Origin of the sequence: Mycobacterium sp., from assembly GCF_046330795.1 — a bacterium.
Classification (GTDB): domain Bacteria; phylum Actinomycetota; class Actinomycetes; order Mycobacteriales; family Mycobacteriaceae; genus Mycobacterium.
This window is the reverse complement of sequence record NZ_JAXLSA010000005.1, coordinates 118,891-133,077: the sequence shown is the minus strand read 5'-3', so window position 1 is coordinate 133,077 and position 14,187 is coordinate 118,891. Positions and strand designations below refer to the sequence as shown.

The 14,187-nt window shown below is 67.6% G+C and carries 15 protein-coding genes; 4 read left to right on the top strand and 11 right to left on the bottom strand.

The window, feature by feature from the left end; all coding sequences use genetic code 11:
- Positions 1-11: 11 nt before the first annotated feature.
- The 4 genes from U0R18_RS17510 to U0R18_RS17495 all read right to left on the bottom strand — a co-directional run bounded on the left by U0R18_RS17510 (position 12) and on the right by U0R18_RS17495 (position 3,580).
- A complete protein-coding gene (locus tag U0R18_RS17510) occupies positions 12-1,019 on the bottom strand; it encodes an NAD-dependent epimerase/dehydratase family protein (RefSeq protein WP_526370705.1) in 1,008 nt (335 codons plus the stop codon).
- Between the two features lie 4 nt (positions 1,020-1,023).
- Positions 1,024-1,542, bottom strand: a complete 519-nt coding sequence (locus U0R18_RS17505) for a nuclear transport factor 2 family protein (RefSeq protein WP_526370703.1) — start codon at positions 1,540-1,542, stop codon at positions 1,024-1,026.
- Positions 1,543-1,661: 119 nt separating this feature from the next.
- A complete protein-coding gene (msrA, locus tag U0R18_RS17500; RefSeq protein ID WP_526370701.1) occupies positions 1,662-2,171 on the bottom strand; it encodes a peptide-methionine (S)-S-oxide reductase MsrA in 510 nt (169 codons plus the stop codon).
- A gap of 62 nt (positions 2,172-2,233) precedes the next feature.
- Positions 2,234-3,580: a cytochrome P450 gene (locus tag U0R18_RS17495; protein WP_526370699.1), complete on the bottom strand. Its 1,347-nt coding sequence runs from the start codon at positions 3,578-3,580 to the stop codon at positions 2,234-2,236.
- A 116-nt stretch (positions 3,581-3,696) separates the two neighbouring features.
- On the opposite strand from U0R18_RS17495, the gene U0R18_RS17490 reads away from it, so the two are divergent.
- Positions 3,697-4,317 carry a TetR/AcrR family transcriptional regulator gene (locus tag U0R18_RS17490; RefSeq protein ID WP_526370975.1) on the top strand — a complete coding sequence of 207 codons (621 nt, stop codon included), beginning with the start codon at positions 3,697-3,699 and terminating at the stop codon, positions 4,315-4,317.
- A 172-nt stretch (positions 4,318-4,489) separates the two neighbouring features.
- Here U0R18_RS17490 and U0R18_RS17485 read toward each other — a convergent pair whose 3' ends face one another.
- Positions 4,490-5,086, bottom strand: coding sequence for a hypothetical protein (locus U0R18_RS17485; protein ID WP_526370697.1), 597 nt, complete (start codon positions 5,084-5,086; stop codon positions 4,490-4,492).
- On the bottom strand, positions 5,014-5,475 hold the full coding sequence (locus U0R18_RS17480) for a PPOX class F420-dependent oxidoreductase (RefSeq protein ID WP_526370695.1): 462 nt from the start codon (positions 5,473-5,475) through the stop codon (positions 5,014-5,016). Before U0R18_RS17480 ends, U0R18_RS17485 begins: the two co-directional genes overlap by 73 nt.
- A gap of 49 nt (positions 5,476-5,524) precedes the next feature.
- On the opposite strand from U0R18_RS17480, the gene U0R18_RS17475 reads away from it, so the two are divergent.
- A complete protein-coding gene (locus tag U0R18_RS17475) occupies positions 5,525-5,737 on the top strand; it encodes a TOBE domain-containing protein (protein ID WP_526370693.1) in 213 nt (70 codons plus the stop codon).
- Between the two features lie 3 nt (positions 5,738-5,740).
- Positions 5,741-6,784, top strand: coding sequence for a zinc-binding dehydrogenase (locus U0R18_RS17470; protein WP_526370691.1), 1,044 nt, complete (start codon positions 5,741-5,743; stop codon positions 6,782-6,784).
- Between the two features lie 5 nt (positions 6,785-6,789).
- Here U0R18_RS17470 and U0R18_RS17465 read toward each other — a convergent pair whose 3' ends face one another.
- From U0R18_RS17465 to U0R18_RS17445, 5 genes are read right to left on the bottom strand one after another with little or no spacing between them, the layout of a single operon-like run.
- Positions 6,790-8,121 (bottom strand): MFS transporter, encoded by a 1,332-nt coding sequence (locus U0R18_RS17465; RefSeq protein ID WP_526370973.1) that lies wholly within the window; start codon positions 8,119-8,121, stop codon positions 6,790-6,792.
- 52 nt (positions 8,122-8,173) lie between these two features.
- A complete protein-coding gene (locus tag U0R18_RS17460; protein ID WP_526370689.1) occupies positions 8,174-9,493 on the bottom strand; it encodes a hypothetical protein in 1,320 nt (439 codons plus the stop codon).
- Entirely contained in the window at positions 9,490-9,882 is a 393-nt protein-coding gene (locus tag U0R18_RS17455; RefSeq protein WP_526370687.1) for a hypothetical protein, read from the bottom strand. The genes U0R18_RS17460 and U0R18_RS17455 overlap by 4 nt, the downstream gene beginning before the upstream one ends.
- Positions 9,879-10,031 carry a hypothetical protein gene (locus U0R18_RS17450; RefSeq protein ID WP_526370685.1) on the bottom strand — a complete coding sequence of 51 codons (153 nt, stop codon included), beginning with the start codon at positions 10,029-10,031 and terminating at the stop codon, positions 9,879-9,881. The genes U0R18_RS17455 and U0R18_RS17450 overlap by 4 nt, the downstream gene beginning before the upstream one ends.
- Positions 10,028-11,863 carry a hypothetical protein gene (locus tag U0R18_RS17445; RefSeq protein WP_526370683.1) on the bottom strand — a complete coding sequence of 612 codons (1,836 nt, stop codon included), beginning with the start codon at positions 11,861-11,863 and terminating at the stop codon, positions 10,028-10,030. Before U0R18_RS17445 ends, U0R18_RS17450 begins: the two co-directional genes overlap by 4 nt.
- A gap of 149 nt (positions 11,864-12,012) precedes the next feature.
- Between U0R18_RS17445 and glgX the strand changes: the two genes are divergently transcribed.
- The gene (gene glgX, locus U0R18_RS17440) at positions 12,013-14,184 is read left to right on the top strand and encodes a glycogen debranching protein GlgX (RefSeq protein WP_526370681.1); all 2,172 of its coding nucleotides are present in this window, start codon (positions 12,013-12,015) and stop codon (positions 14,182-14,184) included.
- The last annotated feature ends 3 nt before the right edge of the window (positions 14,185-14,187 follow it).

Sequence of the window (14,187 nt, the reverse complement as noted above, 5' to 3'; positions counted from 1 at the left end):
CCGAGAGTAGGTCAGGCCCTGGCCTTGCGGCGGGCCTCGCGCATCCCCGCCCAGAACCGCGCGGCCTCCCGGACGGATTCCTGCACCGGTGCGGGTTGCCAGCCCAATTCACGGCGTGCCTTGGTGCAGTCCACGTCGGCCTCGGCCCGCATCAGCCGCACCGACGGCAGTGTCATGCGTTCGTCGGTGCCACGCAGCCGGGCCCTGACGGAGCCGATCGCCCCCATCAGATAGAGCACCGGGACCGGGATGGAGCGCTTGGGGACCGGCACGCCGGCCTCCTGCGCGGCGATGGTGATGACCTCGCGGTTGGTGATCATCCGCTCGGAGATCAGGTAGCGCTCACCGGGGCGGCCGTGTTCGGCGGCCAGCAGCATCGCCCGCGCCGCATCGTCGACACCGACGGCTTCCAGTGCGATCCTGTCGAGGACGAACGGCATCCTGCCGAACACCGTGCCGGCGATCAGCGCGCCGTGTGGCGTCATCCCGTAGTCCCCGGGGCCGTAGGTGGTCGAGATGCACATCGCGACGGCAGGTAGCCCGCGGGTGCGTGCGTGGTCCAGCACCATCTCCTCGGCCTGCACCCGTGATCGCACGTATGCGGTGAGGTTCCGCTGGTCGATGATGTCGGCCTCGGTGGCCACCCGACCCTTCTTGCGCCCGACGGTCGAGTAGCTGCTGGTGAAGACGAACGTGCGCAACGACTTCTGGCCGGCCGCCACCTCCAGCACGCCACGCAGTCCGTCGACGTTGGTGCGGAACAGCGGGCTCGGATCACGCAGCCAGGCGCGGGTGTCGACGACGCAGTAGTACACGACATCGCAGCCGTCCATCGCGGCACGCACGGTGTCCAGGTCGAAGATGTCGCCCTCGAACCGGGTCACGTCGAGATCGTCGATGCCGATGGTGTTCGCGTTCTCGCGCACCATCACGCGGACGTCGTCGCCGGCAGCCACCAGCTGCCGGGTCACCCGGCTGCCCAGGAAACCGTTGGCGCCCATCACCAGAACGGTGCTCATGCGCTCATCCGGCCGCGCCGCCGAACTTCGCCAGCCACGCCGCGGCGTCGTCGTCGAGAGTGCCGAGTTCCTGCGCCTTGCGGCACCACTTGATCGAGGCCTGCACGAATCGCAACGGGTTGTAGATGTCCTCCTGTTGCTTCCACTTGCCGTCCCCGGCGTAGGTGATGATCGAGATGTTGGTGGCGCTGATGATCGTGCCGTCGCCGGGATCGCGCATCGGGTTGTCCAGTTCGCAGATGATCCGGCCGGTTGGCTCGTCGATGACATGCCACAGCGACGGGAAGTGCGTCATGTGACTACCGGGGAAGCTGCCCATGGTGCGCCGGATCCAGGTACGGACCTCGTCGCGGCCGTGCATGGTGCCGGCGGCGTGTTCGATGTAGAGCACGTCGTCGGTGTAGTGCTCGACCCAGGCGTCCCAGTCGTGCCGCCGGGCGGCGTCGTCCACGGTTCGTTCGAATTTCGCGAACGCGTCGGCCAGTTCGTCGCGGGTGAAGGTTCTCGCCGTCGATTGCGCCACGCGAGCAACTAGAACACGTTCCAGTACGCCTTGTCGAGGTATTCCCGCATCCAGGCAGCGGTCATCGCGACATCGTGCGAGAAGGGCTCGCAGAGGACGCTGACTCGATGCCCGGTCCGCTAGACGGTCTGGCGTCTGGGGAGCTTCCAGCCGGGACGCGGATAGTGGCACGTATATCCGTTCGGGAAGCGTTCCAGGTAATCCTGGTGCTCGGGTTCGGCATCCCAGAAATCACTCGCCGGGGTCACCTCGGTGACCACCTTGCCCGGCCACAGACCGGAGGCATCCACGTCGGCGATGGTGTCGAGCGCGATGCGCTTCTGGTCGTCGTCGAGGTAGAAGATCGCCGACCGGTAACTGGTGCCGACGTCGTTGCCCTGCCGGTTGGTGGTGCTGGGGTCATGGATCTGGAAGAAGAACTCCAGCAGGTCGCGAAAACCGGTCTTCGTGGGGTCGTAGGTGATCTCGATGGCCTCGGCGTGCCCGGGGTGGTTGCGATACGTCGGGTGGTCATTCTGGCCGCCGGTGTATCCCACGCGGGTGGACACCACGCCCGGCTGCTTGCGGATCAGATCCTGCATGCCCCAGAAGCAGCCGCCGGCCAGTATCGCCCTCTGAATGTCACTCATCTGGTCCTCCTGAAGTCGAAGGGATCAACTTCCAGAGAAGCCCAGTTGTTCCGAGCGCGCAACTAGCGGCGCCGGTGCACCGTCATCCGGCCACCGCTCTTCGGGGTGAAGGCCACGCCGCGGGAATGCACCTTCTCGTCCCGTGCGGTCGTCGTTTCGATGGTGACGGTGCGCAGAACGGTTCGCAGCACGATGTCCATCTCCATGTTGGCGAAGGCGGCCCCGACGCAGCGGCGGGTGCCGCCACCGAACGGGATCCAGGCGAACACGTTCGGCCTCTCGCCGACGAAGCGGGACGGGTCGAAGCGCGTGGGATCGGGGAACTCGTCGGTGTTGCTGTGCACCTGCGCGAGCGCTACGGTAATCGAATAGCCTTGCGGGATAACCCATTTGCCGAGTTGCACGCTGGGCGCGTAGACATGGCGGCCGGAGAAGTCGATGACGGTGCGGTTGCGCTGCACTTCCAGGATGGTGGCCTGGCGGTACTCGTTGTCGTCGGTGCCGGCTTCGGCGACCAGTCGGTCGAGCACGGCGGGATGCCGGGAGATCCGCTCGAACGCCCACGCCAGCGTCGAGGCGGTCGTCTCGTGGCCGGCGGCCAGCAGGGTCAGCAGCTCATCGCGGATCTCACCGCGGGACATCGGGGTGCCATCCTCGTAGGTGCTGCGCAGCAGCAGCGACAGGATGTCGGTACGCTCGCCGAGGTTCGGGTCGGCCAGCGCCTGATCGATGAGCTCGTCGATGGCGGTGTCGTATTCGTGCCGGTAGGCGGCCAGGCGCCCCCATGGGCTCCGGCGCCCGAGATCCCGGGTGGGCGAGGGCAGCACCGCCAGGCGCGACCCCAGAGTGACCCAGGGCGGGATGATCCGGCGCAGCGTCTCGAGTTGCGCGCCGTCGGCGCCGAAGATCGCGCGCAGGATGATGTTCAGCGTGATCCGCATCATCGGTTCGAGGGTCTCGAACGGGCGGCCCTCGGGCCATGACGCGATCTCCGCCAGCGTCTCCTCCTCGACGATGGATTCGTATTTCTTCATCGCCTTGCCGTGGAACGGCGGAGTCAGCAGCTTGCGGCGACGGCGGTGATCGGCCCCCTCGAGAGCGAACACCGAACCGGGTCCGAACACCCGGGCCAGGCTGGGTTTGATGTTGCCGAGGTCTTCGGGGCTGGCCGTGAATACCTGCTTGGCCAGTGTCGGGTCGGTGACCACCACCATGTTCCCGAACAGCGGCACCTTGATGGTGAATGCCTCACCGTAGGCGGCGGTCATGCGGCTGACGAACTGCCGCCGGAAGAACGCATATCCGAGGCCCTGCACGATCTTGGGTAGCCTGGGCGGCGACGGCGGGATCCGGAACGATGGCAACTCCTTGGGCTTCGCGGTTGCCGGTGCGATGACGGATTCGGTCATCGAGACTGCCTCCCGTTCGTTCTGGTACCCACGCGTACCACGCCGTTGTCGAGTACGGTACTCCGTGGTACCACGATTGGCAAGGACTTCGGGAGGAATGGCGTTTGACCACCGCATTGGGGGCATCGGGCACCGCCCGTGAGCGGACCGGGGACGAACCGGCCGGCGACCCGTTCCGGGAGCGACTGCTGGAAGGTCTCGCCGACTCGATCGCCCAGCGGGGATACCGGGAAACCACGGTCGCCGACATCGTGCGGAACGCCAAGACCTCCAAGCGGACCTTCTACGCCCACTTCACCGGTAAGGACGCCGCGCTGCTCGAGCTGCTGGAGGCCGACAACGTCACGATGATCGCCGGGATCCGCGCCGCGGTCGATCCGGTCGCCGACTGGCGGGTCCAGGTGGAGCAGGCCGTGCAGGCCTACGTCACCGCCATCGGTGCCAACCCCGCGCTGACGCTGGCCTGGATCCGTGAATTCCCAGCCCTCGGGGAGGCGGTCCGGCCCGTACAGCGGCGCGGTATGAGCAACTTCACCGACATGCTGGTCGACATCACCTCCAGCCCCGGCTTCCAGCGCGCCGGCCTGCGCACGGTATCCCGCCAGACGGCACTGATCCTGCTCGGCGGCCTGCGTGAACTCACCGCCCACACCCTCGAGGACGGCGAGGACATCCGCGGCATCACGGACACCGCGGTGGCGGCCTGCATCGGGCTGGTGACGGTCGAGTCGACGTAGCGCTGCGGCACGCAGCGCGGAGGAGCGAGACGATCCAGCCCGGTCGAGTCGACGTAGCGTGATGTCTATGTGTCGACGCCGAGCGTGAATCCTTTGCGAAATTCGGCCCAATTCCTCGCACAGGTTTCACACTCGACGAGCCAGAGCACGGCGGTACTGGCGAGCAACAGCGTCACCACATCCCGTTGGGCAGTACGAACGCCCACGCCCGCGCAAACCCCACACCGCGCATCCGGCCGGCCCGGATGTCGGCGGTGCCCACCGTGCGAATCTCACCGGAACTCGGTTCATAGCAACGGAATCCGCTCGTACCGACCACGTCGATCAGCAGTACCCAGTGCCGCGGCAGCCAATTGCCCACCAGCATCGCGACCGGATGGCCGAGTAGCACGGCCTCGCGGACATCGAGGAGCCGATCGTGCCGCGGACGTGCCGCCCGCCACCGGTACGGAACCGCGCTGTGCCGCGACAACGCGCGCCGAATACCCCGCGGCGTGGTTCCCAGCGCACGCGGCCACAGCCGGTTCAGCCCGCGGTGCAGCCGGCCCTGCTCGTCGGCGAACCAGTCGGCATCGGTCAGCGCCCCCGCGTAATCGGGATCCAGCAGGGCCGCACCGACGATCGCCACCGACGGTCCGCACGTGACGCCGTCGCGCTGACGCAGTCGCAGGCCTTCGATGCGCCGCTCGGGAATGCTCACCCGGCGGGCGGCGGAAAGCCGCCGGTGGCCACCGGCCCCCAGCGCCGCGGTGTCAGCCGGATGACGCACTTGCCCTGATCGACCATCGCTCGCCGGTACTCGTCCCAGTCGGGATGCTCGCCGGCCACCACGCGGAAATACTCGACGAGCACCTCCACCGCGTCGGGCAGTTCGACCACCTCGGCGTCACCGTCCACCTGAACGTAGGGACCGTTGAATTCGTCGGAGGGCACCAGCACCGAGGCGGTGCCCGAGCGGCGGACGTTGACGGCCTTGGCACGCTGCGGGTAGCTCGCGATCACCAGCCGGCCGGCCGTATCGACGCCACCGGTGACCGGGGATGTCTGTGGGGAACCGTCGGCGCGGAACGTCGTCAGCACCATGTGGTGTCGCGGGCGGATGAAGTCGAGCAGTTCGGTTTCGCCGACGCGGTCGGCGGTCGCGTACTTGCGCGCCATGTGGCCAAGGGTAGCCGGGCGGCCCTTTCGGCGGGCTACTGTCGCTCCCATGCGACTCTCGACTCGAAATCAACTGACCGGCGTCATCACCGAGGTCAGTCTCGGCGCGGTGATGGCCACGGTGAAGGTCAGGCTCGACGGCGGTGAGCAGATCGTCACCGCGTCGATAACGAAGGACGCGGCCGAGGATCTCGGCCTGGCGGCGGGCAAGCCAGCGACGGTCCTGGTGAAGTCCACCGAGGTCATGATCGGCGTCGACTGACCGATGGCGACCATGATGCGCGCGCAGCGCCTCTACACCGATACGAAAACCATTGCGGTGGAAGATGTTCCGATTCCCGAACCCGGGCCGGGTGAGGTCCTGGTCAAGGTGGCGTTCTGTGGCATCTGCCATTCGGACCTGAGCCTGATCAACGGAACCTTCCCGGCCTTCCTGCCCGTGGTGACACAGGGCCATGAGGCGTCGGGGACCGTGGCGGCCCTCGGGCCGGGGGTCACGGGCTGGGCCGAGGGCGACCGGGTGACCGTCCCCGCCGGGCGCCCGTGCCTGGAGTGCACCGACTGCCTGCGCGGCAACTCCGCGGGATGTCAGCGGGTCCGGCTCATGGCGTTCGCCTACGACGGCGCCTGGGCGGAGTACACCGTCGCCCTGGCCGGGGGGCTCACCCGCGTCCCCGACAACGTGTCCCTCGAACAGGCCGCCATCCTGGCCGACGCGGTGTCCACTCCGTACGGCGCCGTCGTGCACACCGGCAAGGTGGCCATCGGCGAGTCCGTCGGCGTGTGGGGTGTCGGCGGTGTCGGCACCCACATCGTGCAGTTGGCCCGCCTGGTCGGGGCTGCCCCGATCATCGCGGTCGACCTGAACCCGGCGGTCCGCGAGCGGGCCCTGGAGTTGGGGGCCGACTACGCGTTCGACTCCCGCGACGACGGGCTGCCGGATGCCATTCGGGAGATCACCGGTGGCCGCGGCCTCGATGTCGCGTTCGACGCCGTCGGCCTGAAGGTGACCTTCGAGCAGGCGCTCGACCAACTCGCCACCGGCGGCCGGCTGGTCTGCGTCGGCCTCAGCGACCAAGAACCGGGCATCGGCTCCACCACCACCATCGGCCTCACCCAACGGCAGGTGCTCGGGCACCTCGGCTACGAGAACGCGGACATCGGCACCCTGGCCATGCTGGTGTCTCGCGGCCGCCTGGATCTGTCCCGGTCGATCAGCGCCGTGATCGGCCTCGAGGACATCGAGCACGGCATCGAGATGCTGGAGCGGCAGGAGGGCAATCCCATCCGGATCTTGGTGCAGCCCTGAGCATTTCAGCCTGATCTACTGACGGCCGCGCCGGCATCGCCGGGTAGTCGGAGCGTCTCGATCAGGGTCAGCGCCATCAGGGCACCGAGCACCAGATAGGTCACCGGGTAGGCCCCGGTCTGGCCGAGCAGCACCGCTGCCACGGCGATGCCCAGACCGGCCGCCAGCTCCTGCACGGCCGCGTTGAGGGTGTTGGCGTGCGTCAGGTCGTCGCCGACCACGTCGGAGAACGCCAAGCTGTTGTAGGCGGTGAAACCGATGGAGCGCAGCGCCCCGGACACGTAGAGGATCGCCGCGACGGCCACGACGGGCAGCCCCGGGTGCAGGACGGCCAGCAGGCCGAAACACCCCACCGACAGCACGGCATTCACCAGCAGCACCGTGCGGATGCCCAGCGCCCGCATCAGCGGCGTGGTGAACGGCTTGATGGTCAGATTCCCCAGGAACAGCACCGCCACCATCAGACCGGCGGACAGCGGGGTCCACCCGAACTCCAGCTGGAACTGCAGCGGCAACAGGAACGGCACCGCCGTGATCACCATGCGGTACAGCGAGCCGGAGGCGACGGTGATCCGCAGCGTCCGCACCGTCAGCACCCGCAACTGCACCAGCGGTTGGGCCGCGCGCAACAGCCGGCGCACCGCCGCGACCAGCAGGGCCGTCGCCGCAACGGCACCGCCGGCCACCACCGCCCAATCCGTGCCGCGCAGCCGGATCTTCTCCAGAGCGATCAACGATGTCGCGATCCCGCCGCCCAGCAGCAGCATCCCGGGCCAGTCCAGCGACCAGCGCCCGGATGCCGGTTCACCGCGAATCATCCTGAGCGCCAACAGGAATCCGATGACCCCCAGCGGGATGTTGACGATGAAGATCCACCGCCACGATCCCGTCGTCGCGATGGCACCGCCCAGGGCGGGGGCCAGCACCGGGGCGATCAGGGCCGGCCAGGTCAACACCGCGATGGCCCGCACCAGATCGGCCTTTCCGGTGGAACGCAGCACCGCCAGCCGGCCGACCGGCACCATCATGGCCCCGCCCATCCCCTGCAGCACGCGCATCACAACGAGCATCGGCAGCGAGGCCGCGGCCGCGCAACCGACAGAGGCCAGCGTGAAAGCCACGATCGCGGAGAGGAACACCCGCCGGATGCCGAACCTCGCGGCCGCCCATCCACTCACCGGGATCAGCACGGCGACGGTCATCAGATAGGCCGAGATCGCGACGTTGACGTCCAGCGCGGCCACCCCGAAGGATTCCGCGATGCTCGGGATGGCCGGCGTGATGATCGTGGCGTCCAGGATCTCCATGAAGAACGCACCCGCCACCAGCAGCGCCACCCCACGGGGAAAGGTCGCGCCGGCGGGCGGGTGATCGGACATCCCGGTAAATCTAGCCCCCGAACAACAGATACAAACCGGTGAAGGTGTAGGCGACCATCACCAGCATCATGGTCAGCTGCCCGGTGATCTGATGTCCCTTGGGTAGCACCCGCAGTGCGGCGTCGTGCGCGGCCAGGACTCCGGCGATGTGCCCGAACACCACGCAGAGGACCTTGAGGGTGGCGCCCACCGCCGGGTGCATCGACAGCAGGTAATTCGCCTGTGCACCACCGAGTCCCAGCAGATTCCAGTCCAGACCGAACGGATCGGCCAGCCGGATCACGGTCTCCTGTCCGCGCTCGATCAGGTACGAGAGATAGTGCGCGAACACGTATCCGACGACGATCGGGATCAGCGCATGGGCGAACTGGCCGGGCAGCAGGCGGCGCCGGACGGCATCCACGCCGCCGGTTGCCCGCGCGGCACACCAGAACGTCAGCCCGACGATCAGTGCGAACAGCGCCAGGCCGGTGGTCGTGACGGCGCACGCGGTCCACGGGCTGCCCGCGAAGCGGTCGAGTAGGCCGCGCCACTGCGGCAACGCCGAGAAGCTGTCGAACGCTGTCGATCCCAACAGCACGGCGAGCACCGTCACGGTGCCGCGTCGCACCGGCAGCGTCGGCAGGTGGTCGAACGGATTGCCGATCACGATGCGCCCGGCCGGGTTTCGCCGCAGCGGGGAGAGCCGCGACGCCACCATGCTGTACACCTCGAACGGGTCGGTGCGGGCGAACCACCGCTGCCCGTAGGCGACCGCGCCGACGAGCATCACTACGACGTAGCTCCCCAGCCACCACCGGATGGCCGGGAGCGCGGCTGGGTCGGGGCTGGCCAGTTCCAGCCACACGAAGGCGAAAAGACCAACGGCCGCAGGCAGATATCCCCACCGCTCCGGGTAGCCCCGCAGCCCGGCGAACAGCCGGCCGGGCACCAGTCGGGTCACCGTCCGAAGCGGTGATACAAGTCGCCAGACCGGGCCGAGGATCACCGATAATGCGACCAGTCCCACCCACAGCAGCACGTAGAACGTGCCGGGCAGGGCGTTGCGGCTGTTCTGCGGACCGAACACCCCCGCGGCCCCTACCCACAGCCAGAACACCAGTGCCGCAATCGCAATCGCCCACCGCACCGCGGGCGTATCCACTATCGCGCTCACCCGGCCGGGGAGCGGGCGGCCGGGATGCGCCGGATCGAACCGGGGGACGCGCCACGCCAGGATGACCACCGCGAAGGTCAGAGTGAGCACCCAGGCCGCTCCGATGAGCGCGTAGGTGTACGGAATCGGCAGATCGTTGGAGCCGCCCAGGCCGTGCGCCAGCAGCTTCGTCACGGGCGCACTTGGAGGACCGCGACCGTTCGGTTCAGGTGGTGCAGCTCGATCTCGACGCGGCCGGGTACGTCGACGGTGAACTCGAATCGCTGTGCCGCACCGGGTTTCACCTCGAACTCGTGTTCTGGCACGGCGTGCACGTGCAGTTCGTCGTCGGCGTCGCTGGTGACGTTCAGGGTGATGGGCTCGTTGATGCGGGCCGACAGTTCGGCATTGGCCGGGTTGACGGTGCCGTCGGCAATCGTGATGTCCAGCACCACAGCGTCGGCCGCCGCACTCCGCGCGGGCGACTCACCGGCCGACGTCGGAGAGTCGGCGGGCCGCGCGCCGCAGCCGGCCAGCACCAGTCCCAGAACCATGCACACCGCGGCCGCTGCCCGGATCATCATGACAATGAATCACTTTCGCCGTCGGTGTCGTCGTCGGGTGTACGTCGGTCCCGCAGCACCACGAACAGCACGACACCAGCGACGATGAGTGCGGGCACCAGCGCGGGCAGGGCCAGCAACAGGGTGTGGTCGGCCAGGTGGACCGTCATGTCCGGGGCAGTACCCCCGGTTCCGGAGCGCGCAACTGCGCCGCAATCGCGTCACCCCGGTTGATCCGGCCGGCGCCCCATGTCAGGGCGGCGATCAACGCCAGCGTGCAGCACAGCACGACCAGGCCGGCCACACTGAACAACCAGGACGGATGGTTGAAGTTCCGCTCCCGCTGCAGGATGGTGATCTCGGGGACGAAGTCACGGGTGAAAGTGCTCTCTGCCGCAACGCCTTTCGCGCCGATACCCGGATCGTCGGGCAGATAGATCGGCACCCCGGCCATGGTGCGGCCGTCCTGCACCCGCAGCAGGGTCTTCCACGAGCCCCAAACCGGGACGGGCCGGGTCGAGCGGTAGTGGCCGGGCCCCACCTTCTCCAGGGTGTCGATGACCAGCCCGCGGTCGTGGGCCAGACCGCCCTGCCAGGACAGTATGCTCACCCATTCCGGATCGTCGCCGACCAGATCGACCGGCGTGATCCGGACGTCCGCGGACACCTGCCGCTGTCCCGGCTCCGCGGGTTGCTCGATCAGGGCGAACGCGGCGGTCGCATGCTCGGGCACCGTGGTGTGCAGACCGTTGGCGACCGACCCGGCGATCGCCAGCACCGCCAGCACTACGCACGTGATGCCGACCGCCGGCCGGGGCAGACGTGTTCCGGTGAGCACCATCGCCAGCAGCGCACCGCAGATCCCCATCGTCACCGCGACGGGCACTGACATGGCCAGCGCCTCCGGCCACATGCTGACCGGCCACGGGTAGTGGTAGACCGCGGCGATCCACAACGATTCCAGCCACAGCCCGACGGTGCCCACCAGAATGCCGGCGATGGCGCCAAAAGCGATGTGGCGCTTGAACAACGGGGTCAGCGCCAACAGTTCCACGACGACGGCGGCACCGAGGTACAACGGGAACCAGCTGTACGGCCCGCCCAGCACGGGCCCCACCATGAACGACACGCCACCGCGCAGTACCACCGACAGCAGGGCCGCGGCAATGGCGGCACCCCGTCCCAGCACGTAGCGAGCGGCCACCATTGCCAGCGCACCCGCACCGGCGATCATCATGGGCTGCAACACCAGCCGGAACTGCTCGACACCGAAGTCGTACTCGATCTGGAACACCGACAGCCCCACCGCCAGACCACCGAAGGACAGGTAGCGCAGCATCTTGATCAGATGCCCGTCCGCCGGCGGTGGTTGACCTTCGACGACCATCGCGCGCCGGCCCTCGTATTCCAGGAAGAGGACCGCGATCAGCGACAGTCCCGCGCCGCCGATGAGCATCAGATGCGTTGGGCCCCACAGCGTGACGTCCTGACCGAAAATGCGGTGCCAGATGTCGTCGAGCGGGAAACCGATGAGCGCGTACAGCCCGCAGGCCGACATGAGCAGGCCACCGACCGGTGCGTACCAATGCCGGGTGATGCGGACCGCCGATGGTCCCGGCTTGTCGTAGGGCAGCACCACCGCGGACACGCCCGCGATGAAGAGCATGAAGAGCCCGACCAGGATGAAGTAGTGCGCCGGGTTGGCCAGCGGACCCGGATCGCGGCCCTTGCCGATGTGCAGGCTGACATCCCAGATGAAACCGAACAGCGCACAGACCAGTGTCGCGGTGAACATCAGGACCTGGAGCGCTACCCACGGCGGGCGGTTGAACGTCCGGCCCAGCCGTTCGGCGAGGTCGTTCAGCCAGGTTATCCGGCGTTGACGGTGCTGGTATCCGATCCACAGAAGGACAACGGAAACGATCGCCGCCGCGACCGTCATACCGATCACCTGGTCCAGTGCGGCACCGCCACCCTCGCTCGCCGCCGCAAGAATCGACATGGCGTGCGATGTTACTCGTTACCGTCGGTATCGGATACACCCTCGCCGAATCTGGGTACATGTCGGCACGGCGCGCACACCTATCCACGACTGGCTAGCGTTGACGATCGTCCGCGCATGTTTCGAAGAGGGCAGTGGGTGCAACCATCGTGACCACATCACCAGCGCCGGTACCCGCACCGGCCGATCCGCCGGCCGTCGAGGTCTGGCCCGGCAAGGCCTACCCCCTGGGCGCCACCTACGACGGTTCGGGCACCAACTTCGCCGTCTTCAGCGAGGTGGCCGAGCAGGTCGAGCTGTGCCTCTTCGACCCGGACGGAACGGAGCGCCGGGTCACGCTGCCCGAGGTGGACGGCTTCGTCTGGCACACCTTCCTGCCCGGTATCGAGCCGGGCCAGCGCTACGGCTACCGCATTCACGGCCCGCACGACCCGGCCAACGGGTTGCGCTGCAATCCCAACAAGCTGCTGCTCGACCCGTACTCGAAGGCCATCGACGGCGTGTTCGACTGGAACCAGTCGCTGTTCGGCTACAACTTCGGCGACCCCGACAGCCGCAACGACGACGACTCCGCGGCCGGCATGCCCAAGTCGGTGGTCATCAACCCGTTCTTCGACTGGGGAGTCGACCGTCCTCCGCAACGCGAATACGCCGACAGCATCATCTACGAGGCCCACGTCAAGGGACTGACCGAGACGCATCCCGACATCCCCGACCAACTCCGCGGAACCTATGCGGGCATCGCACATCCGGCGATCATCGAGCACCTGAAGTCGTTGGGTATCACGGCAATCGAACTGATGCCGGTGCACCATTTCGCCAACGACTCGACCCTGATGGACAAGGGCTTGTCGAACTACTGGGGCTACAACACCATCGGCTTCTTCGCACCCGACGCCAAGTACACCTCGAGTACGACCCCGGGCGGTCAGGTGCAGGAGTTCAAGGCGATGGTCCGCGCCCTGCACGAAGCCGGCATCGAGGTGATCCTCGACGTCGTCTACAACCACACCGCCGAGGGGAACCACCTGGGCCCGACGCTGTCGATGCGCGGCATCGACAACCCGGCGTACTACCGGCTGGTCGACGACGACAAGCGCTACTACATGGACTACACCGGCACGGGCAACAGCCTGAACGTCGGCAATCCGCACTCGCTGCAGCTGATCATGGACTCATTGCGGTACTGGGTCACCGAGATGCACGTCGACGGCTTCCGGTTCGATCTGGCGGCGACGCTGGCCCGCGAGTTCTACGACGTCGACCGCCTCAGCGCGTTCTTCGAACTGGTGCAACAGGATCCGACGGTCAGCCAGGTCAAGCTGATCGCCGAGCCGTGGGACGTCGGGCCCGGCGGCTACCAGGTCGGCAACTTCCCGCCGCAGTGGACGGAGTGGAACGGCAAGTACCGGGACACCGTGCGCGACTACTGGCGCGGCGAGGACGCCACCCTCGGCGAGTTCGCCTCACGCCTGACCGGTTCGGCCGATCTCTACGAGCACACCGCCCGCCGGCCGGTCGCGTCGATCAACTTCGTCACCGCCCACGACGGATTCACGCTACGAGACCTGGTGTCCTACAACGACAAACACAACGACGCCAACGGCGAGGACAACAACGACGGCGAGAGTCACAACCGGTCTTGGAATTGTGGTACGGAGGGGCCGACCGACGATCCGGCGATCACCGCGTTGCGCGCCCAGCAGCAGCGCAACTTCGTCGCCACTCTGCTTCTGTCGCAGGGGGTTCCGATGCTCTGTCACGGCGACGAACTGGGTCGCACGCAGGGCGGCAATAACAACGGCTACTGCCAGGACAACGCGATCACCTGGGTGGACTGGGCCAACACCGACGACGAACTGCTGGCGTTCGTCCGCAAGGTCGCCGTGCTGCGCGGTGAGCATCCCGTCTTCCGACGGCGCCGGTTCTTCACCGGACATCCCGTCCGTCAGATCGGCAGCACCGGGCTGCCGGACATCTCCTGGTTCCGTCCCGACGGTTCGGAGATGACCGAGGCCGACTGGGACACCGCCTTCGACAAGTCGATCGCGGTCTACCTCAACGGTCAGGGCATCCCCGATCTGGATCCGCGCGGGCACCGGGTCACCGGCGACTCGTTCCTGATCTGCTTCAACGCACACTTCGAGCCGATCCAATTCACTTTGCCCCCAGCCGAATTCGGAGCGCGGTGGAGAATTGTCGTAGACACCGCCAACCCACAGAACGGTAGCCCGGACGGCGAGGCGGCCCTGTTCCCGCCGGGCGGAAGCGGCCCGGTGCAGGCCCGATCGCTAGTGGTCCTCCAGGCCGTCAGCGACTAGCGG

What these genes read in the sequence shown, in the direction of transcription:
- U0R18_RS17510 (WP_526370705.1), bottom strand. Translation starts at nt 1,019, where the DNA reads ATGAGCACCGTTCTGGTGATGGGCGCCAACGGTTTCCTGGGCAGCCGG.
- msrA (WP_526370701.1), bottom strand. Translation starts at nt 2,171, where the DNA reads ATGAGTGACATTCAGAGGGCGATACTGGCCGGCGGCTGCTTCTGGGGC.
- U0R18_RS17495 (WP_526370699.1), bottom strand. Translation starts at nt 3,580, where the DNA reads ATGACCGAATCCGTCATCGCACCGGCAACCGCGAAGCCCAAGGAGTTG.
- U0R18_RS17480 (WP_526370695.1), bottom strand. Translation starts at nt 5,475, where the DNA reads ATGGCGCGCAAGTACGCGACCGCCGACCGCGTCGGCGAAACCGAACTG.
- U0R18_RS17475 (WP_526370693.1), top strand. Translation starts at nt 5,525, where the DNA reads ATGCGACTCTCGACTCGAAATCAACTGACCGGCGTCATCACCGAGGTC.
- U0R18_RS17470 (WP_526370691.1), top strand. Translation starts at nt 5,741, where the DNA reads ATGGCGACCATGATGCGCGCGCAGCGCCTCTACACCGATACGAAAACC.
- U0R18_RS17455 (WP_526370687.1), bottom strand. Translation starts at nt 9,882, where the DNA reads ATGATGATCCGGGCAGCGGCCGCGGTGTGCATGGTTCTGGGACTGGTG.
- U0R18_RS17450 (WP_526370685.1), bottom strand. Translation starts at nt 10,031, where the DNA reads ATGACGGTCCACCTGGCCGACCACACCCTGTTGCTGGCCCTGCCCGCG.
- U0R18_RS17445 (WP_526370683.1), bottom strand. Translation starts at nt 11,863, where the DNA reads ATGTCGATTCTTGCGGCGGCGAGCGAGGGTGGCGGTGCCGCACTGGAC.